We start from the raw sequence: 23,916 nt of genomic DNA, 5'->3' as shown, positions 1-23,916 counted from the left end.
TATACATAAAATCACAAATTTTCGCAAATAAAAACTAAAAATTTATCTTGCCAAAGTTTTATCTTGATATTGCAGCAGCTTTTGGCTTTGATGGGCGTTGCTGATAATTTTGTTGTTGAGGTTTTACTTGATTTAACTCACCTTTAATCCATTCATATATTGCTTTCTTAGGATTTTTAATTATCTCTGCAACATTTTCGACTAGATTTATTATTCCTTTAACTAACGATAATACATCTTTTGCTATTTCACCTATAGAATTATTACCTGCTTGTAGTTTTTCTTGGTCTTGCTTAGACAAATTACTACGTATCCTATTCATTCTTGATTTAAGCTCATCTTGTTCTAGCTCTTCTTTTGTAAAATGTGACTTAAGTTTTCTATCAACAATTTTTTGTTCTTCCGGAGTTAAATTTTTATATTGATCAACAAGCTTATTAACTTTTTCTTGTTCTTCCGGTAGTTTTGAAATATTTTCAGCAATATTTGGCATTTGTTTCTCTTCTCTTATAAAATTAAAACATATTAATTTACATTATATATATATTCTTATACAAGCAAAACTTTAATAGAAATTAACCTTTGAACGCAGCCTTAATACCTAGAAAGTCTAAAAAGTTTCGTAATTCTTGACGTGCAAGCACGTGTGAGCTATTAAATGCTTTATCATATTTTGCAGTTTTTAGATCAAGTAATGTTAGACCTTGTAAAAATAACTCCCTATATATTACACGTTCACTAAATCCTTCTGCGAGTTTAAAGTTAATTCTTTTAGCAAGTTTAGCTAATACATTTCCTACGCGTCTTTTATTTAATGCATCAAGATTACTTAAACGATTACGAAGTATTACCCAATCTATACTAATTCTATCACGACTAGCACGTTCCATTTTCTGCTCCCAAATCATTTGACTATATATTGATGGGCTAATAATTTCATCCTTGCTATCGACTTTTGCTATTACGTCTAAATCTAGAAAGCTATCATTAATCGGTGTAATAATTGTATCGGCGTAAGAATGAACAACCCTTGATAAAGGAGTATGACTGCCTGGGGTATCAATCACTATATAATCGACATCCTGATTATTTTTGAGTATCGGCTCAAAACTCTTTGCTTGCTCTTCTACTTTGCTTTCCGATATATGAAAATGTTTCGGTACTAATACAGGTTTATCAGGATTGTGTTTATTATATAAATCTCGATTTTTTAAATAATTAGTTAACGAACTTTGACGTGAATCGGTATCTATACTTACTACCGAATAATTTTGATAAAGCAGAGCGATTATTAGATGCATAGAACAGGTAGTTTTACCTGCTCCGCCTTTCTCATTACCTATAACAAATATATAAGGTTTATTTATTGTGTTCATAATTATATTCAGAATAAACGAATAGTAAATAGACGAAGTTTAATGTCATTCTTAGCTCAGTATTACACATGTGGATAGTTTTTTCCGTCATTGCAAGAAAATGACGTAAGTAATTGACGAAGCAATCTCAGGATATTTGACGAGATTGCCACGCAGCCTAGGGCTGCTCGCAATGACGACTCGGTATCCATGCAGGCAATGCAACGCAAGAATAGCATTTAAGTATATTCTTTGATAAATTTCTCTAGTAATCTCACGCCGTATCCTACTGCCCCCTTAGGACCGAGCGCTGAAGCTTTATTACTATTTGCAACGCCTGCTATATCTAAATGAGCCCAATCTACTCCATCTTTAATGAAACGTTTAATGAAATGTGCAGCTATGCAGCTTCCGGCAGCTCTCGGTACGTTCGCGATATTTGCCATATCGGCTATGTCGGAGTGAATCATTGCATCGTACTCATCATGCAGCGGCATTCTCCAAAGTTTTTCATTAACTTCTTCCCCTACTTTTATTAACTTATCAGCTAACTCATCATTATTGGAAAAACAACCAGCATATGTATTACCAAGTGCTATGGTTATTGCTCCTGTTAGAGTTGCAACATCAATCACGCATTTAGGCTTAAATTTTTCTTGTGCATACCAAACAGCATCAGCAAGTACTAAACGCCCTTCTGCATCGGTATTTAAAACTTCGGCAGTTTGCCCTGACATGGTAGTTACTACATCCCCTGGACGCTGTGCATTACCGGACGGCATATTTTCGACAAGCCCTACAACACCGACTATATTTACAGGTAATTTTTGACCAGCAACCGCAATTATGGTACCCACAACTGCTGCAGAACCTCCCATATCGTATCGCATTAAGTGCATATCACTTGACGGTTTTAATGAAATGCCGCCTGTATCAAAAATCACTCCTTTACCGACCAAAGCAATAGTCGGAACATCCTTACTGCCACCTTTATATTCCATCACCACTAACTTTGACTCGTTTTGTGAACCTTGCCCCACACCAAGTAATGCTCCCATACCAAGGTTTTTCATCTCACGTTCACCGATAACATCAACATCTACCCCTAGCGGTTCAAGTCTATCAACTATTCTTTCGGCATAAACTTGAGGAGTTTTAATATTTGACGGTTCATTACTTATATCTCTTGTAAAAAATACTGCTTCAGCAATTAATTTTTTGATTTCAAATAATTTTGCCGTTTCAGTGCTATTATCAGTAAAAATTTCAATTGACTCTACTGCGAACTTCTCTGCTTCTTTTAAGGTAGTTCTATATTTATCAAATCTGTAAGAAGCAAGAAACGCACCGCTAGCAACTAAAGATGCAAATGTTTGAGATGTAAACCTGCTAATTCTATTTGTAAGTTTTAAGCCAATAGTAGAAATTTTACAACCGGTTGCATGCTGTAAGATTTTGCCTCCTAACTCTTCAATTTTTGCTTCAGTTAATTTTTCTTCATTCCCAAGACCTGCTATTATCAAATATCTAACCTCACCTGATTTAATGACGGACGGAATAACCTTGATCTGTCCATATTTACCGGTAAATTGCAGTTTATTCTGAATAGTTTTAGAAATTAATCCATGATGTTGTTGATCAAGCCCTATTAAATTACTATCAAGCTTTAACTGTTCATCAATAAAAACTACTAGACCTTGATTAGTAGATGATGCTTCATTCACAAAATTTACGTTAAGCATATTTACTCCTTATATTATTTTTGACTTTGGGTCATTCTATTTATCTTGATAAAACTTTGCAAGTATTATAATTGATTTAAAACACAATCTCATTAAATAGCATTTGACACATGTTAACGTTTTTTATATCTTACTGACGAATTAGTTAAATTTAAGTAATAATATGCCAGTATATGACATCACTTCTCATTTAATTAAGCAGAAGTATACAATGATTAAAGCATCATGTGAGTTAAACCAAAATATGGGTAAGATTTATAGTCTCACTCCTCATCCAATACGATATAATTGCCTTAACTATTTAAAGTTATTATCTCTACCTATATCGCTAGCATTTTATATAGCAAAGCTTTGTTTTACGGCTAATCCGTCATGGACATGGATCGGGGTTAATATTTTGCATGAGAAGATGGGTCAAGCAACAGCCAAAAAAATATTACACGGCTTACCTGACGAAGTAGAACCAAATCAAAATATACCTAAAATTGTCGAGTATGTATTTAGAAAATATGAAGAAAATCCTACATTAACCCCTATTATTGAACCTACATTTATACAAAAATTTTTAGCAAAGGCCAGTAAATATATTCCTGCTTTGTCTAGAATAGTAAAGTTTTGGAATGAAGGAGGAATTAACTATTCTGATGAAATACAAACAAAACTAGCATTAATTGACGTTATTTATAAACACATTATTGCTAAAGCTTATGAAGTAGGTAAAAAAGGAGGAAAACTTGAAATAACGGACGTGACAGCACTTTTCCCAGAGATAAATTTTGAAGAAAAAGTCAATGCTGAATCAGCAAATCTTGAAACAGAGAAGGTAGAAGTAAGCAATGAAGAGTCTTTAATTTCTGAATTGCCTGTTAGACATCTTTCTAAACCAGCTTATAGAGAGGACTGTAAAAGAGAGGAATTTAAAAGCGATACGGAACGCAGCACCGCAGCGTATATAGACATACGTGAGGATGCGAGTACCGGATCGACGTCTAAATTACCTCTAGAAGTGAAGAAGTTTGGAAAGATATCTATTGATCAAAAACACGAAGAAGCTACGACTACTACTAATGCAAATAATAGTATTAACCCATTAGTAAACTTACTCATGTTAAAAGCTTTACATGATTCAATTCGTCAAGAAGTACTGAAAACTTATGTTGAACATTGTTTAGCAGAAATTCAGATATCTAAAAATCAAGAAACACTTGAAAACTTCCAATATGATGATTCTTTAGCAAGATCACAATTATACGGTAATTATGATAACAATAATACGTATACCTTTGAACAACCAGTATCTTATTTAGGTCAAACCTACGAGCATTTAACAGCACCGATTGCTTGTTATTAAAGCGTCATTTCTGCAAGTGGGCAATAAGATAAAGCCTATAAAAACCCAAGTTTTTTATAGGCTTTTTTTGTCAATAATGCGTAGTAAGGTTATTTTTCTGGATTCCCCTCTAGCTAGGAATGCATCGTTGCGTAGATACCACCTCATCATTGCAAGGACATTACAAAGTAATTGACGAAGCCAGCTCAGGGGAGTTTGTTATTATTTCATGAGATTGCCACGCCAGCATAAATGTTGGCTTGCAATGACGGGTTTTTTATAAACTATCGGTACATACGAAGATCAACTTGGAAAAGAGCAAAGGGTCTGTAAATCGAGTAGCGGAGCGTATATTAAACGTTCAGCATCCTACGACTTACAAAGACGACACAGCCAATTTTTCAAGTTCTATCTTAGTATATTTATACATTCTCTTCATCAAGCTTTACGGCTGCTTTACGCATTTTATCCATAAAGTAACCGGTTCCAGCAGGTACTAATCGTCCAACTATCACGTTTTCTTTTAGTCCTCGCAACTTATCTACTTTACCAGCAATAGCTGCTTCAGTTAAAACTCTAGTAGTCTCTTGGAATGATGCCGCGGAGATAAACGATCTAGTTTGCAGAGAAGCTTTAGTAATACCTTGTAATATTAATTGTGCTTCAGCAGGTTTTAAACCATTTTTTATAGCTTTTTCATTTATCTCATCAAATTCATGTCTATCTATTTTTTCACCTGCTAATAACGTAGTTCCACCTGAATCCGTAACCTCTACTTTTTGTAACATCTGACGAATAATAACTTCTATGTGCTTATCATCAATCTTTACACCTTGTAGACGATAAACGGCTTGAACCTCATTAACAATATAATTTGCAAGAACCTCTACGCCCATTACTTTTAAAATATCTTGAAGTACCGGATTACCGTCAATCAATAAATCACCTTTTTTAACAAAGTCACCTTCGTTAACTACAACATGCTTGCCTTTTGGTACCATATATTCAATAGACATTGTTTCATCAATCGGATGTATAATAATACGTCTTTTAGATTTATAGTCTTTACCGAATTCTACTCTACCGTCAATTTCGGCAATAACTGCATGATCTTTAGGGCGTCTTGCTTCTACAAGCTCGGCAACTCTTGGTAAACCACCGGTAATATCTTTAGTAGTGGTTGATTCTTTCGGTATACGTGCAATGATATCACCTACCGATATTTGTACTCCGTCTTCTACGCTTAAAACTGCTCCAACCGGCAAGTAATATCTAGCTTCTAAACCGTTTGATAAGGTGATAACTTCACCTTTAGCATCTAAAAGCTGTATACGCGGACGTAATTCTGCACCGCGTGAATATTGCTTTGATTCAATAATAACTTTACTCGGTATTCCGGTAGCTTCGTCAGTTACGTCACGAATAGAAATACCCTCAACCATATCTTTGAATAAAACTTTACCTGACTTCTCCGTGATAATCGGTATAGTATAAGGATCCCATTCTGCTAGTTTTTGAGTTTTAATCACCATATCACCATCATCAACAAGTAATCTAGCACCGTATGGAATTTTATGACGAGCCTTTTCATTACCGTGATTATCAAGCAATAATAATTCACAATTTCGGCTCATAACAATTTTGCGTTCTTCAGAATTAATCACAACGTTACGACTTATAATTTTCACTTTTGCGTCATAGGAAGCGTCTACGGAAGAAACCTCAGCACCTTTTGTTGCCGCTCCTCCGATATGGAAAGTTCTCATTGTAAGCTGCGTACCCGGTTCACCGATAGATTGAGCAGCAATAACCCCAATTGCTTCACCCTCTGATACTAATGTACCGGTAGCAAGATCCCTACCGTAACATATGCTACATATACCGGTAGTACTTTCACAGGTTAATACGGATTTAATCATAATTCTGTCGAGTCCTGCCGACTCAATCTGCTCTAACTTTGCTTCATTAATAAGCTCGCCTTTATTGAGAATTAGATCATTAGTTACCGGATGAAATATATCAATAGCAGCAGTACGACCTAAAATCTTTTCAGCTAAAGGTACTATAACTTCTCCACCTTCAATAACACTCTTAACTTCAATTCCTTTATCAGTTCCACAATCTTTTTCAGTAATAATACAATCTTGTGCAACATCTACTAATTTTCTTGTTAAGTAACCTGAGCTTGCTGTTTTTAAAGCCGTATCTATTTGCCCTTTACGCATTCCGTTAGCAGAATTAAAACACTCAAATTCAGTTAATCCTTCCTTAAAGTTAGAGATAATAGGAGTTTGTATAATTTGACCGTTTGATTTGGTCATTAAACCTCGCATACCGCCTAGCTGCTTAATTTGCTGGAAAGAACCTCTTGCTCCGGAAATAGCCATCATATATATAGCATTTATTTTCTGATGATTTGGAGCATCATTAACCGGCAGCGTAGCAATCTCTTTCATCATGTCGTTTGCTACTCTATCGGTACATCTTGACCAAGCATCGACTACTTTATTATATTTCTCTCCGTAAGTAATTAAACCGTTTGAATATTGTTGTTCAAATTCTTTTATTTCAAGCTGAGTTTCGTTGATATGAGTACTCTTAGATTCCGGTACTACCATATCGTCCATTCCAAAAGAAATACCTGAAGAACAAGCATATTTAAAACCTAGTTTCATTAGCTGATCGGCAAAAATTACCGTAGCTTTTTGACCGCAGTGACGATAAACTAAATCTATAACTAATGATATGTCTTTTTTAGTTAGTTGTTTATTAATAAACTTGAATTCTATATTAGGGTTAGAAGGCAATAACTCACCGACCATTAACCTACCGTAAGTAGTATCAATGATAACAGGGACCATTTTACCTTCGGCATTTAACTGATTTCTGCGATATTTTATCTTTGTATGAATAGTTATAAATTTATTATATAAAGCATGTTCCATCTCAGCTAAATCTGAGAACATCATCCCTGCGCCTACTTCATTATCAAATGCAAGGGTTAGATAATATAAACCAAGCACTATATCTTTATCCGGTACAATAATAGGACGACCGTTTGCGGGGCTTAAGATATTATTTGTAGACATCATAAATACCCTAGCTTCAAGCTGTGCTTCAATCGATAACGGGATATGTACTGCCATCTGATCACCATCAAAATCCGCATTGAACGCAGCACACACAAGCGGATGAAGCTGGATCGCTTTACCTTCAATTAATAGCGGTTCAAATGCTTGAATACCAAGCCTATGTAACGTCGGAGCCCTATTCAGTAAAACCGGATGCTCTCTAATTACCTCTTCAAGCACGTCCCACACTTCGGATTTTTCAGCTTCCACCATTCTTTTAGCGGCTTTAATAGTTGTAGCGATGCCGTACAACTCAAGCTTAGAATAAATAAACGGCTTAAATAACTCCAGAGCCATTTTTTTAGGTAAACCGCACTGGTGAAGTTTAAGCTCAGGTCCTACCACGATAACCGAACGTCCTGAGTAATCAACCCTCTTACCTAGCAAGTTCTGACGGAAACGTCCCTGCTTACCTTTAAGCATATCACTTAATGACTTAAATGGACGCTTATTAGCATTTTTCGCTGCTCTACCGCGACGACCGTTATCAAATAACGCATCCACCGCTTCTTGTAACATTCTTTTTTCATTTCTGACTATTATATCAGGAGCTTTTGACTCTATTAATTTCTTTAAACGATTATTTCTATTAATTACTCTTCTATAAAGTTCATTTAAGTCTGAAGTAGCAAATCTTCCGCCGTCAAGCATAACAAGCGGTCTAATTTCAGGAGGAATAACCGGTAAAACATCCATAATCATCCATTCCGGCTTGTTTTCTGACTCTAAAAAATTCTCTACTAATTTTAAACGCTTTACTAATTTTTTCTTTTTGACTTCTGAAGAAGTGGTTTGTAATTCCTCGTATAACTCTTGCTTTAACTTTGAAAAATCAAGCTCTTTAAGCATTTGTTGTATTACTTCTGCACCTATAGAGGCAGTAAATGCATCTTCACCGTACTTATCTTTTGCTTTCTGTAATTCTTCCTCTGTTAAGAGTTCGCCTTTTTGTAAAATCGATAGCCCTGGGTCAACTACTACATAATTTTCAAAATAAAGAATCTTTTCTACATCTCGCATTGTCATATCAAGAAGTGTACTAATTCTTGAAGGTAGCGACTTTAAAAACCAAATATGAGCAACGGGAGCTGCAAGTTCAATATGCCCCATTCTTTCACGTCTTACTCTAGAAACCGTAACTTCAACGCCGCATTTTTCACACGTAATGCCACGGTTTTTCATCCGCTTATATTTACCGCAGAGACATTCATAATCTTTTACCGGACCAAAAATTCTTGCACAAAATAAACCATCTTTCTCAGGTTTAAAAGTTCGATAGTTAATTGTTTCAGGTTTTGTTACTTCACCGAAAGACCACGAACGTACCTGATCGGGACTTGCTATATTAATCCTTATCTGATCAAATTGTTGAGTATTACTTAATTGTCCGTAAAAATTTACTACGCTCATAAATACTTTTCCTTAAAAATTACTCGTATATACTCGGTGAATTTCAAAAATTGGCGTTGTCGTTCTACAAGTTCTGCGGTGCTCACGTATTAAGTATACGCTCCGCTCCTCGCCTTGTGCACTCCTAGCTCTTTTTGAAATTGACCTTAGTCTACCCAGAGTTCTTATTGCACCCTACATGTCATTCCCGCAAAAGCGGGAATCTAGTAAAACAGATAAAAAATAAGTTTTTTATCTGTTTAAATGACCTGTCTTTCTTAACGTGAAGTTACTTCAAGCTTTACGTTAAGACATAAAGATCTAAATTCTTTTATCATAACATTAAATGATTCAGGAATGCCTGATTCAAAATTATTTTCACCACGTACTATAGAATCATAAGTTTTGATCCTACCGTTTACGTCATCCGACTTAACCGTTAACATTTCCTGTAACGTATAAGCTGCACCGTAAGCTTGTAATGCCCAGCATTCCATTTCTCCGAAACGCTGTCCGCCGAAATGAGACTTACCTCCAAGCGGTTGCTGCGTTACTAAGCTATAAGGTCCTATAGAACGGGAGTGAATTTTATTATCGACTAAATGATGCAATTTCAGCAAATATTTCTGTCCTACGGTTACTAGACGGTCAAAATATTCACCGGTTCTACCGTCAATTAATTTCACTTGTCCTGAAGGGTCTTGACCAGCAAGCTTTAGCATATCTTTAACGTCCTGAACTTTTGCTCCGTCAAATACAGGAGTTGCAAAATGTACGCCTTTACTTACTTTCTTACAAAAAGCGATAATCTCTTCTTCCGGTCTTTCAAGTATAGAATTAATATTTTCTCCATACAGTTCAATTAAGAATTTCTTAATCTGCTCAATACCTATATGTTTATTTTTATATTCCTTTACTAAGGTAGATATTTTTTTTGCTAAATTTATTGATGCCCACCCAAGATGCGTTTCTAAAATCTGTCCTATATTCATACGGGACGGAAGACCTAGAGGGTTAAGAACGATATCTACAACAGTGCCATCTTCTAAAAACGGCATATCTTCTTCAGGTACGATACGTGAAATAACACCTTTATTTCCGTGTCTTCCTGCCATTTTATCCCCGGGTTGTAATTTATGCTTAGTTGCAATAAATACTTTTACTACTTTTAAAGCTCCCTGAGGTAAATCATCACCACTTTGCAATTTCTCTACCTTAGTAGCAAATCTTTTATCAAGAGCCTCTTTTTTCTCATCATAATGAGTCTTTATCTGCTCTATTTCATTCATTACATTTGCATCTTCCACGGTAATCTGCCAAAATTGCCCTTTAGATAAGCCTTTTAGCATTTCAGTAGTAATAGTTTGTCCTACTTTTACTTGCTTAGGACCGTTAATAATCACCTGCCCTACTAAAAGCTTTTCAAGCCAACTAAACACAAAATGCTCAATAATTTCTAATTCATCGTCTCTGTCTTTTGCGAATTTTTCAATTTGTTGTTTTTCAATAGCAATAGCTCGCTGGTCTTTTTCTACACCTCTACGAGAAAATACCCTTACTTCTACTACAGTTCCGCTCACTCCAGAAGGTACATGCAGCGATGAATCTTTTACGTCAAAAGCTTTTTCCCCGAAAATAGCACGTAGTAGCTTCTCTTCAGGAGTAATAGGCGATTCACTTTTTGGTGTTACTTTTCCAACTAAAATATCACCGGCTTTTACTTCTGCACCTATATAAATTATTCCGACCTCATCAAGATGACGCAACGCTTCTTCACTTACATTCGGTATATCACGGGTAATTTCTTCAGGACCAAGGCGTGTATCTCTAGCTATTACTTCAAACTCTTCAATATGAATAGATGTAAATACATCCTCTTTTACTATACGTTCGGATATTAAAATGGAATCTTCAAAATTATAACCGTTCCAAGGTAAGAAAGCCACAAGCACGTTTCGACCTAAAGCAATTTCACCGTTATCCGTACTAGGACCGTCAGCTATAATATCGTTTTTCTTAACGTAATGACCGACCTTAACTAAAGGCTTTTGATTTATACAAGTATTATGATTGGATTTTTGGAATTTTAGTAAGTTATAAATATCAACCGAAGGAGAACCGTCAACTTTTTGTTCTAGAGTTCTAATCACGATTCTATTTGAATCTACCTGCTCAACAATACCGTCATGTAATGCAAGCACTGACGCTCCGGAATCTTTAGCTACTACCCCTTCAACTCCGGTACCTACAAAAGGTGCATCCGTTTTAATTAAAGGCACGGCTTGTCTTTGCATGTTTGAACCCATCAAAGCACGGTTAGCATCATCGTTTTCTAAGAAAGGTATAAGAGAAGCCGCAACCGATACTACCTGCATAGGAGTCACATCAATGAAGTCTACCTCATACGGTTCTACCATTACAAAATTACCGCCTTCAACACGGCAATTAATAAACTCTCCTTGCAGCTTTCCGTCTTTATTAATTTTAGAATTTGCTTGTCCGATTTTGTATTTACCTTCTTCAATAGCAGAAAGATATACCACTTCATCGGTTACACATCCATCTTTAACTCTTCTATACGGACTCTCTATAAAACCATGTTTATTTATTCTAGCATAAGTAGCCATAGAGTTAATTAACCCGATATTCTGACCTTCAGGTGTTTCAATAGGACAAATACGACCGTAATGAGTCGGATGTACGTCACGCACCTCAAAACCTGCTCGATCTCGACTAAGACCCCCGGGACCGAGTGCCGATAGCCTTCTTTTATGAGTTATTTCCGATAATGGATTTGTTTGATCCATAAATTGGGATAATTGGGAGGTACTAAAAAATTCTTTTACTACTGAAACTAAAATTTTAGAATTTACTAAATCATGAGGCATTACGGTATCAACATCACCTGCCGACATCCTTTCAATTACAGATTTTTCCATTCGGACTAAACCTATTCTAAATTGATTTTCTATCAATTCACCTACCGATCTAACCCTTCTATTACCTAAATGATCAATATCATCTATGATACCTTTACCGTCTTTAAGCTCTACTAAAACTCTTACGATATTTTTAATATCATCAATTGTTAAAACCGTAACTTCTTCAGAAATATTCAGCTCTAACCTAGAATTCATTTTTATTCGCCCGACTTCTGAAAGATCATATCTTTCCGTATCAAAGAATAAATTATAAAACAGGCTTTCAGCCGCTTCGATATTAGCAGGTTCGCCTGGTCTTAGAACTCTGAAAATATCACATAATGCTGCCTCACGATCCTGATTTTTATCAGCAAATAAGGTGTTCCTTATATATGGACCGGATTGAGGATTGATTACTAATACGTTAACATTTTTAATTTTAAGATCATTAATAACATTTAGCATATCAGCAGTAATCATTTCACCGATTTTTGCTAATACTTCATCGCTTGCAGGATCTCTTAAATCTTCGGATAGATATTTGCCGATTAAAGTTTCATGAGCTACTAAAATATTATTAAGCCCTTCCCCAAAATATTTTTTAGCCAAACGCGGAGTAATTTTTTGTCCTGCTTTCAGTAGAATATTTCCAGTATCTGCATCTACTAAATCACTTGTTAAACGATGAGCAGTAATATGCTGAGGTATAAATTTAACCGCCCAACCTTTATTTTTAACAAGCTTATAAGTTACTGAATTATAATAAAATTTTATAATTTCTTCAGTACTCATACCTATAGCTCTAAGCAAAGTAGTAGCATAAAGCTTTCTTTTTCTATCAATCCTGAAATAAATAACATCCTTAGCGTCGAATTCTAAATCAAGCCAAGACCCTCTATATGGAATAACACGAGCAGAATATAAAAGCTTGCCGGAAGAGTGGACTTTTCCTTCATCATGATAAAAGAATACACCAGGTGAGCGATGCATTTGTGATACAACTACTCTTTCCGTACCGTTGATAATAAAAGTACCGTTTTTAGTCATTAATGGGATATCACCCATATATACTTCTTGCTCTTTAATCCCTTTAATTTCTCTAGTACCGGTATCCTCATCTATATCCCAAATACTTAATCTTAAAGTAACTTTAAGAGGAGCAGCATAACTTAAACTTCTTTGACTGCACTCTTCTACATCATATTTTGGAGTATCGAATTCATATTTTACAAATTCTAAATTAGCAACATTGGAGGAATCTGAAATAGGAAAAATTGAGTTTAATATAGATTGTAAACCTTTGTTTTTTCTTTCAGAATCTTTAATATTTAACTGTAGAAAGTTTTTCTCATATGAATTTTTTTGAATTTCAATCAAATTCGGTATATCTGCTACTAAATTTATGTGACCGAAATTTTTTCTTATTCTTCTATTATGTGACAAGGGTTGTGCTTCTATATTATCCCTTAATGAAACCATATAATCTCCTGACTGATAAAATTACTGCCCGTATTACAGTGATTAGGTCCTATGCACTTTTAATAGAATAATCATAATTATGGCTCTTTTTAGCTGTAAATCATCAGATTTTTTTGAAATAGTAATAAACTCTCCTCTCAAAAATCTTATTAATTTTCGCTTAAAAATATCTCCTAATTAATAATCATTAATCAAAAGTCTTCAGAACCTAGGTTCTGTATATAAAATTTAAATTATTTATATTTTAAACAATAAAGTTTTTATTGGAATAGATACCTATTTCAATAAAATACTTATAATTTGCAGTAAAATAAAATATACTGTTTTAAAATTTTTCACATAAAACTTAAATTAAAGAAACCTAGTAAGTTTCTTATTTAGATCTTGTGTAGGCTCTACGAACATTTCCAAAAAGATTTGATTTTGGTTATTTGTTTGTTGCAACAAATTATAATATTTTTTTAAAATAGGTAGCTATTCCTTCAAAAATCTCATTAATTTTCACTAAAAATCAATTATAAATGTTCACAGAACCTAGAAAACTTCAATAATTTAAACTTCTAGATGTATGGTACATTAACCAAATTATTTTAATCAATAAGACTTTTAATGTAATAGCTTTATCCTATTGCAAAAAAATAACTTAAATTAGCTTTAAATTAACTTCTTAAAATCCAAAAAGCCTTATTTAGTAATTAAAATTTGAATAAGGCTTTTTGGATTTTAAGAAGTTAATTTAAAGCTATAAAATATTTCATCTGTAATGCAAAAACATTAGGTCCTGTAAAAAAATTAATCTATACTTAGTTGTTTTTGATTAAAAATTATAAGATTTTTCTTGGAATAACAACAACTGTTTCAACAAGAATCTTATTAATTTTTACTTAAAACTATCTAAAATACGAATAATTCAACTTTTCTTTACAGAACCTAGTGCAGAAATAATTATTTTAATTCAACTTTTGCTCCAGCAGCTTCTAACTTACCTTTGATTTCGTCTGCTTCTGCTTTTTTCACATTGCTTTTAATCGGCTTTGGAGCTTCATCAACTAATTTCTTAGCTTCAATTAAACCAAGACCTGTGATATCTTTCACAACTTTAATTACTTCAACTTTCTTATCACCAGCAGCTGTTAAAACTACTTCAAACTCAGTTTTTTCAGCTACTGCTTCAGCCGCCGCAGGAGCTGCTGCACCGGCAGCTGCTACAGCTACAGGAGCTGCTGCAGATACACCCCATTTTTCTTCTAGCATTTTCACAAGCTCAGCTGCTTGCATTAACGTTAATGATGATAATTGTTCTTCAATTTTAGCTAAATCTGCCATAATTTTTTCCTTTTTACTTTTTTTATATTGAGAGATTACTACATCAGGCATTTTAAAGTTAATTAAATTCTTTTGTGCTTCAAATTATAAGACTTTTTTAAAATAAGAATAATATCCTATAAAAAACCTTATTAATTTTCACTATAACAGCTCTTTAATTATCAATTAAAATACCTGATGCAGTAACCTTTAAGTTAATTTTTACTAGCATGTGCTTGTATTACTCTCGCCATACTCGAAGATGGGGCTTGTAAAACACCTACAACCTGAGTAGCCGGTGCTTGTAATAACCCAATAATTTTACCCCTAAGCTCATTAAGTGTAAGTAGCTTAGAAAGTTCTTTTATTGAATGTTCATCTAATACGTGATTATCTACTATTCCACCGATAATCTTAAGATTATCATTAGCCTTAGCAAAATTAACTACTAATTTTGCCATCTCAACCGGTTCTTTAGAATAAACAATAGCAGTAGGACCCGCAAATAAATTAGCAATACTATTAAGCCCTGTTTGATTTGCAGCTATTTTTGCTAAAGTATTTTTAACTACTTTAAAACCTGCTTCTTTAGATTTAAGTGATTCTCTAAGCGCACTCACTTGACTAACGGTTAACCCGTGATAATGAGTAATAATTATAGAGGGCGATTCTTTATAAATATTTACAATATCCTCTACTGCTACCGGTTTTTCTGATCTTAACACCTTTTAATTCTCCTTTTATAATACAGTTTAATATATTTAAACTGATACAAATGCTTAAAATAACAAAATTTTTTTATTATTACTATACTACCGTTAAACGGCTATAAAAATTATGCTATACTAGTTAAATCTATTTGTACCGATGCTCCCATAGTAGAAGATAAATACATTGCTTTTAAATAACTTCCTTTTAATCCGGCAGGTTTTGCTTTAATTACTGCCTCAATAAACGCATTTAAATTTTTTAATAAATCTTGGTCTGAAAAAGATAATTTTCCAAGCCCTGCATGAATTATACCTGCTTTCTCTGCTCTATATTCTACCTGACCGCTTTTAGCATTTTTAATAGCATTTTTAATATCTAAAGTTACGGTACCAAGTTTAGGGTTAGGCATTAAACCTTTGGGTCCTAAAATTCTTGCAACTGAACCTATAGCTGCCATCACATCGGGAGTAGCTATACATACATCAAAATTAATTTTCCCTGCTTTAATTTCATCAATAATATTTGTTGAACCTACTAAATCTGCTCCGGCACTTTTAGCTTCTTCTTCTCTTTCTTCTTTACAAATAACGGCAACTCTTACGGTTTTGCCTGTACCGGCAGGTAAATTAACTACACCACGTACCATTTGATCGGAATGCCTAGAATCAATTCCAAGCTTCATAACTATTTCTAAGGTTGGATCAAATTTAACATATGATGCTGATTTTAATCGTTCAACTGCATTTGTTAAATTATATAAAGTATCTGATTTTACTTTTTCTCTAGCTTCTCTTATTTTTTTACCGCCGCTAATTTTTACAGCAACATCTTTCTTATTTGACATAATAATTAATTCCCTACTACTTCAAGTCCCATAGATGCAGCACTACCACAAATAATTTTTGTTGCTGCTTCAATATTTTTTGTATTTAAATCAGGCATTTTTAACTTTGCAATTTCACGACAATCATCCATAGTAACTTTACCTACTACGGCTTCTTTTTTAGTAGCACTAGAACCTTTAGTAATTTTAGCATATTTCTTTAAAAAGTAAGAAGCAGGAGGAGTTTTTATTTTAAAAGAAAAACTACTATCTTCATAAACGGTAATTACGGTTGGCAGAGGTATTCCTTTTTCCATACCTTGCGTAGCATCATTAAAATCTTTACAAAATGCTGCAATATTAACTTTTCTTTGTCCTAGGGCCGGTCCTATAGGAGGTGCAGGAGTGGCTCCAGCAGCTGGAATTATCAAGTTAATATAACCTTTTATTGCTTTCTGAGACATTTATAAATATCCTTATTTTTCTCTTAAATTAATATTACTTTGTAACAATTGCATGGATCTTGTTTCCCATCATTGCAAGGAAAAGCTGTAAGTTTTGACAAAACAAGGCAGAAAAAAATTCTGTAAATCAGAAGTTTTTTATTATTTCTCCTAGATTGCCACGCAGCCTACGGCTATGACGACGCATTATCCCGCAACAATGACATCCTGAACATTCGTACAATACAGCTTAAGTAATTAATAAACCGTATTTAGTCCAACTTTTAATCATTTTTCTTTACTTGATTAAAATTTAGTTCTATTGGAGTTGCTTTACCAAATATTGCAACTGAAACTTTTAACCTATTTTTTTCTTGATCTATTCCTTCTACTGTACCCATGAAAGTTTCAAAAGGACCATCTGTAACAGTCACTATTTCACCAACTTCATACAATTTAGAATTCTTTGCTTCTTTAGCTTCTGCTTCCAAATTATTAAAAATATTTTGTATTTCACTTTCTGTAAGAGCTTTTGGCGTGGTTTTGCTTCCTAAAAAGCCGGTTACTCCAGATATATTTTTTACTAAATGCCAAGATTTATCAGTCATATTCATCTTTATCAAGATATAACTCGGCATTAGTTTTTTTTCTACCTTGAAATTTTTACCGCGTTTAACTTCAGAAACTCCAAAAACAGGTATTAATATATCTTCAAAAAAATCCGTCATGTTCTGTTTAGCGATTTTTCTAAGCATATCTTCTTTAATGCGTTTCTCTGCTCCTGATGCCGTATGTACTACATACCACTGCTTTACATTTTTTTCAGAAGAAGGCAATATATTATCTATACTCTGTGCTGTCACAATTTATTCCTTATACTATTTGCCGATATTAAGCAAAAGCTGCATTATGTTATGTATACTATAATCAAGTACCAAACAAGTTAGGCTAAAAATAAAAACTGCTACTACCACTACTAACGTTGAAGCAACAAGCTCTTTTCTAGTTGGCCAAACTACCTTATAAGTTTCTTGTTTAACTTGTTCAAAAAACTTATAAATTTTATATTCTTTAAACATATTTTTGTTAGGTAATTTATTAGACTTCTTACAAAATGCTACTTCTAAAGGCCATTGAGACGATAATCCAGCACTGGAATTCTCACATACTAGTATGTACGCTGCGATTCGAGGTGAAGTACCTCTTTCAAATTTCTCTCTATAAGCAAATTTTGTAAAAATTCTATATTTTATAGCAAAAAAGCTCTAAGCTTATAATGGCAGGAGCGACAGGTATCGAACCCGCAACCTCCGGTTTTGGAGACCGGCGCTCTACCAATTGAGCTACACTCCTATCATATTTTTAATAAAAAATCAATAAAAGTTATTAAAAATATTTGTTATTATTAAAAAATTACTATAACAAACAGTACTGTTAATTTATAAGCTGCCACGGCAAAACAACATGTATTTCTGTAAGACGTGACACCTCACCCCTAAATTATTTTTTAGCTTTAATAATATCAGCTACTTGACTCGGCACTTGATCATAATGAGAGAATATCATACTAAATTGAGCTCTACCTTGAGATAAAGACCTAAGCGTATTAACATAACCAAACATTTCCGCTAAAGGAACATTCGCAGTAACTACTTGAGCATTCCCTCTTGGATCCATTCTTTGAATTTGTCCTCTACGACTATTTAAATCGCCTATAATATCACCCATATATTCATCAGGAGTGATAACTTCAACTTGCATAATCGGCTCAAGTAATTTAGGATTACCTTTCGGCATCCCTTCTCTAAATGCTGCCTTTGCAGCAATTTCAAACGCAAGTACACTAGAATCTACATCATGAAACGCACCGTCAACTAAAGTTGCTTTAAAATCAATCATAGGATAACCGGCAATAACACCGGTTTCTCTAATATTATTTAATCCTTTTTCAACACCTGGTATATATTCTTTAGGCACGGTACCGCCGATGATTTTACTTTCAAAGACAAAAATTTTATTTTTATCTTCATCTTTTAGATCTTTTACCTCTTTTAGAGGCTCAAAAATAATTTTTACACGAGCAAATTGTCCTGCACCGCCGGATTGTTTCTTATGGGTATAATCAATTTCACAAACTTTTGTTATAGTTTCACGATATGCTACTTGAGGAGCTCCAATATTTGCTTCGACCTTAAACTCTCTTCTCATACGATCAATGATAATTTCTAAATGGAGCTCTCCCATTCCTTTTATCACTGTTTGTCCTGTTTCATAATCAGTTGACACTCTAAATGATGGATCTTCAGCTGCTAAACGAGAAAGTGCAAGGCCCATTTTTTCTTGATCGGCTGTTGATTTAGGTTCTACTGCAAGCTCAATTACCGGCTCTGGAAATTCCATTCTTTCTAAGATTACTTGCTGATCAATATCAGATAACGTATCACCTGTGGTAGTATCTTTAAGACCTGCTAAAGCTACTATATCACCTGCTGATGCTTCTTTTACGTCTTCACGATTATTAGCATGCATTAATAGCATTCTACCGATTTTTTCTCTTTTATTCTTTACGGTATTAATAACAGTTGTTCCTGAAGTAATTTTACCTGAATATATTCTAATAAAAGTTAATGAACCGACAAATGGGTCATTCATAATTTTAAATGCTAAAGCTGCAAAAGGCTCAGTTACCGAAATAGGGAAATCTGTTTCTTCACCGGTACTTACTTCCATACCTTTTACTATACCTATATCAATAGGCGAAGGTAGAAAATCTACTACGGCATCAAGTAAAGGCTGTACCCCTTTATTTTTAAAAGCACTACCGCATAAAACCGGATAAAATGCTGCTGAAATAGTACCTTTTCTGATTAATCTTTTAATCTCTTCTGCTGTTACTTCTTCACCTGATAAATATTTTTCCATAACATGATCATCTAACTCAACAACCATATCAAGTAATTTAGCACGATATTCTTCAGCTTTATCTTTCATATCGGCAGGTATATCTTCTTCAAAATACTCAGCTCCAAGTGCTTCATCTTTCCAAATCACTGCTTTCATTTTAATAAGATCAATGATACCTTTAAAATTTTCTTCAATCCCTACAGGCAACTGAATAACAAGCGGTTTTGCTCCTAAACGATCTTTGAGCATTTCAACGCATCTATAAAAATCTGCTCCCATTCTGTCCATTTTATTGACAAAACACATTCTAGGAACATTATATTTATCTGCTTGCCTCCAAACCGTTTCTGACTGCGGTTCAACACCTGCTACACCGTCAAATACTGCAACTGCACCGTCAAGAACACGAAGCGAACGCTCTACTTCGATAGTAAAGTCAACGTGTCCAGGAGTATCGATAATATTAATTATTTTATCTTGCCATCTACAAGTAGTAGCAGCTGAGGTAATGGTTATACCGCGTTCTTGTTCTTGTTCCATCCAATCCATGGTAGCACCACCCTCATGAACTTCACCTATTTTATGCGATTTACCGGTATAATATAAAATACGTTCGGTAGTTGTGGTTTTACCGGCATCAATGTGAGCACATATACCGATATTACGAATATGCTCAAGTTTATTTATTTTACTCATTATTACCCTACCTTATTTCATTTTTTTAGGGCTAAAATGAGAGAAAGCTTTATTAGCTTCGGCCATTTTATGAGTATCTTCTTTCTTCTTAATGGCAACACCTCTATTATTAGAAGCTTCAAACAGCTCTTCGGCAAGTTTATCAATCATCATTTTTTCAGAACGTTTTGATGCAGCATTAATAATCCAACGGCTAGCAAGGGCATATCCTCTTCTTTCATCAACATGAGTCGGAACTTGATAATTAGCTCCTCCAACCCTAACCGAAGTTACTTCTAAATGCGGCTTCACGTTATGCATAGCATTATTAAAGGCTTGATACGGATCAACTCTATGCTTCTTTTCAATTTTATTAAAGGCTGAATAAACAATTTTCTCTGCAAGGGCTTTCTTCCCTTCTTTCATAATATTATTGATAAATCTTGACAGTAAAATACTGTTATATTTCATATCAGGTAAAATTACTCGTTTTTCTGCGGCATGACGACGTGACATTTTATTTTTTCTCTCTAACTAATAATTTATTTTTTTGTAACTGCAACTTGTTTACGAGGAGCACCGTAACGTGACCGACCTTGCTTACGTCCTTTAACTCCGGCAATATCATAAGCACCGAGTACGATATGATATTTCACCCCCGGAAGATCAGGCACCTGACCACCTCTTACTAACACCCTATCATGTTCCTTTACACTATGCTTTTCACCAGGAATATATGCATTTACGGTTCTTTTATTACTTAAACGCACCGTTGCAATCTTACGAAGTGCAGAGTTAGGCTTTTTAGGGGTAACGGTTTTTACAACTAGGCAAACACCGCTTTTAAAAGGATTAGATTCTAAGGCAGGAGATTTGGTCTTACGAGTTTTTGACTTTCTCCCAAAACGTACTAATTGATTATATGTCGGCATTAAAAAAAATACTCCAAAAAAAACTTATATATACGATAATTAAAGGGTGAAAATACTTCCACCCTTTATTTTCAATCATTTCTAAATACAAATTATAAGAATTTGTAAATTACACTAAATTTAAATTATAATTACTTTTTCCATAAAAGCAAGTATGTTTTAATTAACAATCATTTTTTTCTCAATTATTTTTGCTATAAAGCTGATTAACATCACTAAAATATAGTAACAGCACGCAGCAATAAGCATTGGAAAAAAATAATTATATGTTTCAATTGATACAATTTGTGCTCTACGCATTAAATCCATTTCTCCAAGCATAGAAATAATGGCTGATTCTTTAATCAAATTTACAAGCTCATTTACTAATGACGGAAAAATATTTTTAACTGCTTGCGGCAGAATTATATCTTTCGTTATTAAAAACTTTGGAATAGCAAGAGCTTCAGCCGCTTCAAACTGCCCTTTATCAACTGCATTAATCCCTGCCCTGATTACTTCGGAAACATATGCTCCCGAATTAAGAGAAAAAGCAATAGCTCCCGCCATAAACACACTAAATTTAATACCTATGATATAAGGTGAAGCAAAATAAATAATACTTAATTGAATTAATAAAGGCGTTCCTCTGAAAATAGAAGTATAGAAATTTGCAAAAAGCCTTAAAGCATGATTTTTATTTACCTTACAAATAGCGAGCAGCATCCCTATTACTAAACCGAATATAACAGCAATAACGCTATATTTTAAAGTTACCAAAGTGCCCTCTACAATAAAAAAGATTTTTGGATAGAACTTTATTAAATACTCAAACATATTTTATATATATTTTTTTCTTGTCATACCGCGGCTTGACCACGATATCTAAAAAATAAGCATTTTTGGATCCCGCGATTTAATCTCGGGATAACATTAAAGGTTTCTAGATTCCTGCTTTCGCATGAATGACATAAGAACATTAATCAGTACACTCTCTTCACCGGCGGGACTGCTGTTACTTCATCGGTTAAAGTAGTTAAAGTCACAGGTTTATAATCAAGAACTACTTTACCTGCTTCATCGATAGAGCTAAGAGTATGCTTCATCCAATCCTCATCATTACGATCAGGATAATCTTCACGTGCATGAGCTCCTCTGCTTTCTTTTCTTGCAGCTGCCGAATATACCGTTACTAAAGCTTGATCAAGTAGATTATCTAGCTCTAAGGCTTCCACCAAATCGCTATTCCAAATTAAAGATTTATCGTTAATTTTTATATCTTTATAGCCGCTTCTTATTTCGCTAATCATTCCTGCCCCTTCATCTAGTAGCTCTTGAGTTCTAAATACCGAAGCATGGCTTTGCATAGTTCTTTGCATTTTAAGCCTTAACTCTGCAACTAAAATATTACCGTTAGCGTGACGGACTTTATCAAATCTATTTATAATTTTTTCAAGGCTTTCTTCTTTTATAGACTTGTGGGGACTCGCAGGCTTAATAAGCTCGGCTGCTTTTAATGCAGAACTTCTACCAAATACTACCAAATCAAGCAAAGAATTTGATCCTAATCGGTTAGCACCGTGTACCGATACGCAAGCCGCTTCACCGATTGCCATAAGCCCTTTTACTACGCTATTATGATTTTTACCGTCTTTGATTATGACTTGACCGTGATAATTCGTCGGTATCCCGCCCATATTATAATGTACCGTAGGAAGTACCGGTATCGGCTCTTTAGTCACGTCAACACCGGCAAAAATTTTAGCCGTCTCAGAGATACCGGGCAAACGACTATGTAAAATCTCAGACGATAAATGATTTAAATGTAAAAATACATGATCTTTATGCTCGCCGACTCCTCGCCCCTCTCTGATTTCTATAGTCATTGCTCTTGAAACTACATCTCTTGAAGCTAAATCCTTTGCAGCAGGAGCATAACGCTCCATAAAACGCTCACCGTTTGCATTAACGAGATATCCCCCTTCGCCTCTTGCCCCCTCGGTAATAAGACAGCCGGCCGAATATATACCTGTCGGATGGAACTGTACAAATTCCATATCTTGCAGTGGAAGAGCGGCTCTAATCGCCATGCCGCCCCCATCACCAGTACAAGTATGAGCAGACGTCGCTGAAAAATAAGCACGCCCGTATCCGCCCGTTGCAAGCACTACATTATGCGCTCTAAAACAATGCAGACTACCGTCATCTAAATTCCACGCAACTACGCCTCTACATTCACCATCTTCCATCAATAAATCAATAGCAAAATACTCAACGAAAAACTGTACTTTATGTTTTAGTGACTGTTGATATAAAGTATGCAGTATGGCATGCCCCGTACGATCTGCCGCAGCACATGTACGCTGAGCTGCTTTTCCTTTGCCGTACTCTGTTGTCATCCCTCCAAAAGGACGCTGATAAATTTTTCCCTCTTCAGTTCTTGAGAAAGGTACGCCGTAATGCTCTAGCTCTAAAATCGCATCGGGAGCGTTTTTGCACATATACTCAATGGCATCCTGATCGCCTAACCAATCAGAACCTTTTACCGTATCATACATATGCCAACGCCAATCATCTTCACCCATATTCCCAAGAGCCGCACTAATTCCGCCCTGAGCAGCCACAGTATGACTACGGGTTGGGAACAGCTTAGTTATACAAGCAGTATTTAGCCCTGCTTTAGCCATACCAAATGCAGAACGAAGACCTGCTCCGCCTGCACCTACAACTACTACGTCAAATTTATGATGAATGATATTATACGCTTTGGTCATTAAATTAATTTTTTACTATTTTG

The 23,916-nt window shown here is 34.7% G+C and carries 17 protein-coding genes and 1 tRNA gene; 1 reads left to right on the top strand and 17 read right to left on the bottom strand.

Annotated elements, in window-relative coordinates; translation table 11 throughout:
* Positions 1-58: 58 nt before the first annotated feature.
* The 3 genes from RSA_RS00930 to RSA_RS00920 form a co-directional block, all read right to left on the bottom strand.
* A complete protein-coding gene (locus RSA_RS00930; RefSeq protein WP_014362761.1) occupies positions 59-493 on the bottom strand; it encodes a DUF3106 domain-containing protein in 435 nt (144 codons plus the stop codon).
* An 82-nt stretch (positions 494-575) separates the two neighbouring features.
* Positions 576-1,376, bottom strand: coding sequence for a division plane positioning ATPase MipZ (locus RSA_RS00925; RefSeq protein ID WP_012150401.1), 801 nt, complete (start codon positions 1,374-1,376; stop codon positions 576-578).
* A 218-nt stretch (positions 1,377-1,594) separates the two neighbouring features.
* Positions 1,595-3,097: a leucyl aminopeptidase gene (locus tag RSA_RS00920; protein WP_014364415.1), complete on the bottom strand. Its 1,503-nt coding sequence runs from the start codon at positions 3,095-3,097 to the stop codon at positions 1,595-1,597.
* A 163-nt stretch (positions 3,098-3,260) separates the two neighbouring features.
* Here RSA_RS00920 and RSA_RS00915 point away from each other — a divergent pair, with 163 nt between their 5' ends.
* Positions 3,261-4,448 carry a palindromic element RPE1 domain-containing protein gene (locus tag RSA_RS00915; RefSeq protein WP_014364414.1) on the top strand — a complete coding sequence of 396 codons (1,188 nt, stop codon included), beginning with the start codon at positions 3,261-3,263 and terminating at the stop codon, positions 4,446-4,448.
* A gap of 401 nt (positions 4,449-4,849) precedes the next feature.
* Here the strand turns inward: RSA_RS00915 and rpoC are convergent, their stop codons facing one another.
* The 14 genes from rpoC to sdhA form a co-directional block, all read right to left on the bottom strand.
* The gene (gene rpoC / locus RSA_RS00910) at positions 4,850-8,968 is read right to left on the bottom strand and encodes a DNA-directed RNA polymerase subunit beta' (protein WP_014364413.1); all 4,119 of its coding nucleotides are present in this window, start codon (positions 8,966-8,968) and stop codon (positions 4,850-4,852) included.
* Between the two features lie 257 nt (positions 8,969-9,225).
* Positions 9,226-13,347 (bottom strand): DNA-directed RNA polymerase subunit beta, encoded by a 4,122-nt coding sequence (gene rpoB, locus RSA_RS00905; protein ID WP_014364412.1) that lies wholly within the window; start codon positions 13,345-13,347, stop codon positions 9,226-9,228.
* Between the two features lie 945 nt (positions 13,348-14,292).
* Positions 14,293-14,673, bottom strand: a complete 381-nt coding sequence (gene rplL / locus RSA_RS00900; RefSeq protein ID WP_014362285.1) for a 50S ribosomal protein L7/L12 — start codon at positions 14,671-14,673, stop codon at positions 14,293-14,295.
* Between the two features lie 194 nt (positions 14,674-14,867).
* The gene (gene rplJ, locus RSA_RS00895) at positions 14,868-15,377 is read right to left on the bottom strand and encodes a 50S ribosomal protein L10 (RefSeq protein ID WP_014362756.1); all 510 of its coding nucleotides are present in this window, start codon (positions 15,375-15,377) and stop codon (positions 14,868-14,870) included.
* A 110-nt stretch (positions 15,378-15,487) separates the two neighbouring features.
* Positions 15,488-16,207, bottom strand: coding sequence for a 50S ribosomal protein L1 (gene rplA / locus RSA_RS00890; protein ID WP_014362755.1), 720 nt, complete (start codon positions 16,205-16,207; stop codon positions 15,488-15,490).
* A gap of 5 nt (positions 16,208-16,212) precedes the next feature.
* Positions 16,213-16,650, bottom strand: a complete 438-nt coding sequence (gene rplK, locus RSA_RS00885) for a 50S ribosomal protein L11 (protein WP_004996639.1) — start codon at positions 16,648-16,650, stop codon at positions 16,213-16,215.
* Positions 16,651-16,913: 263 nt separating this feature from the next.
* Positions 16,914-17,492, bottom strand: a complete 579-nt coding sequence (nusG, locus tag RSA_RS00880) for a transcription termination/antitermination protein NusG (RefSeq protein ID WP_012150393.1) — start codon at positions 17,490-17,492, stop codon at positions 16,914-16,916.
* Between the two features lie 15 nt (positions 17,493-17,507).
* The gene (gene secE, locus RSA_RS07020) at positions 17,508-17,708 is read right to left on the bottom strand and encodes a preprotein translocase subunit SecE (RefSeq protein WP_012150392.1); all 201 of its coding nucleotides are present in this window, start codon (positions 17,706-17,708) and stop codon (positions 17,508-17,510) included.
* A gap of 198 nt (positions 17,709-17,906) precedes the next feature.
* Positions 17,907-17,982: transfer RNA gene (locus RSA_RS00870), tRNA-Trp, on the bottom strand.
* Between the two features lie 147 nt (positions 17,983-18,129).
* A complete protein-coding gene (fusA, locus tag RSA_RS00865; RefSeq protein WP_014364411.1) occupies positions 18,130-20,229 on the bottom strand; it encodes an elongation factor G in 2,100 nt (699 codons plus the stop codon).
* A 12-nt stretch (positions 20,230-20,241) separates the two neighbouring features.
* On the bottom strand, positions 20,242-20,724 hold the full coding sequence (rpsG, locus tag RSA_RS00860) for a 30S ribosomal protein S7 (RefSeq protein WP_012150390.1): 483 nt from the start codon (positions 20,722-20,724) through the stop codon (positions 20,242-20,244).
* 26 nt (positions 20,725-20,750) lie between these two features.
* The gene (rpsL, locus tag RSA_RS00855) at positions 20,751-21,140 is read right to left on the bottom strand and encodes a 30S ribosomal protein S12 (RefSeq protein WP_004996647.1); all 390 of its coding nucleotides are present in this window, start codon (positions 21,138-21,140) and stop codon (positions 20,751-20,753) included.
* Between the two features lie 159 nt (positions 21,141-21,299).
* Positions 21,300-21,956, bottom strand: a complete 657-nt coding sequence (locus RSA_RS00850) for an amino acid ABC transporter permease (protein ID WP_012150389.1) — start codon at positions 21,954-21,956, stop codon at positions 21,300-21,302.
* 146 nt (positions 21,957-22,102) lie between these two features.
* On the bottom strand, positions 22,103-23,893 hold the full coding sequence (gene sdhA, locus RSA_RS00845) for a succinate dehydrogenase flavoprotein subunit (protein ID WP_014364410.1): 1,791 nt from the start codon (positions 23,891-23,893) through the stop codon (positions 22,103-22,105).
* Positions 23,894-23,916: the final 23 nt, after the last annotated feature.

Origin of the sequence: Rickettsia philipii str. 364D (assembly GCF_000283995.1) — a bacterium.
Classification (GTDB): domain Bacteria; phylum Pseudomonadota; class Alphaproteobacteria; order Rickettsiales; family Rickettsiaceae; genus Rickettsia; species Rickettsia rickettsii.
The sequence above is the reverse complement of the archived record's forward strand: the minus strand, read 5'-3'. Positions and strand labels throughout refer to the sequence as shown.

Bases quoted from the DNA above. Each gene is read 5' to 3' on its own strand.
- RSA_RS00930 (WP_014362761.1), bottom strand. From the start codon at position 493: ATGCCAAATATTGCTGAAAATATTTCAAAACTACCGGAAGAACAAGAA.
- RSA_RS00925 (WP_012150401.1), bottom strand. From the start codon at position 1,376: ATGAACACAATAAATAAACCTTATATATTTGTTATAGGTAATGAGAAA.
- RSA_RS00920 (WP_014364415.1), bottom strand. From the start codon at position 3,097: ATGCTTAACGTAAATTTTGTGAATGAAGCATCATCTACTAATCAAGGT.
- RSA_RS00915 (WP_014364414.1), top strand. From the start codon at position 3,261: ATGCCAGTATATGACATCACTTCTCATTTAATTAAGCAGAAGTATACA.
- rpoC (WP_014364413.1), bottom strand. From the start codon at position 8,968: ATGAGCGTAGTAAATTTTTACGGACAATTAAGTAATACTCAACAATTT.
- rpoB (WP_014364412.1), bottom strand. From the start codon at position 13,347: ATGGTTTCATTAAGGGATAATATAGAAGCACAACCCTTGTCACATAAT.
- rplL (WP_014362285.1), bottom strand. From the start codon at position 14,673: ATGGCAGATTTAGCTAAAATTGAAGAACAATTATCATCATTAACGTTA.
- rplA (WP_014362755.1), bottom strand. From the start codon at position 16,207: ATGTCAAATAAGAAAGATGTTGCTGTAAAAATTAGCGGCGGTAAAAAA.
- rplK (WP_004996639.1), bottom strand. From the start codon at position 16,650: ATGTCTCAGAAAGCAATAAAAGGTTATATTAACTTGATAATTCCAGCT.
- secE (WP_012150392.1), bottom strand. From the start codon at position 17,708: ATGTTTAAAGAATATAAAATTTATAAGTTTTTTGAACAAGTTAAACAA.
- fusA (WP_014364411.1), bottom strand. From the start codon at position 20,229: ATGAGTAAAATAAATAAACTTGAGCATATTCGTAATATCGGTATATGT.
- rpsG (WP_012150390.1), bottom strand. From the start codon at position 20,724: ATGTCACGTCGTCATGCCGCAGAAAAACGAGTAATTTTACCTGATATG.
- rpsL (WP_004996647.1), bottom strand. From the start codon at position 21,140: ATGCCGACATATAATCAATTAGTACGTTTTGGGAGAAAGTCAAAAACT.
- RSA_RS00850 (WP_012150389.1), bottom strand. From the start codon at position 21,956: ATGTTTGAGTATTTAATAAAGTTCTATCCAAAAATCTTTTTTATTGTA.
- sdhA (WP_014364410.1), bottom strand. From the start codon at position 23,893: ATGACCAAAGCGTATAATATCATTCATCATAAATTTGACGTAGTAGTT.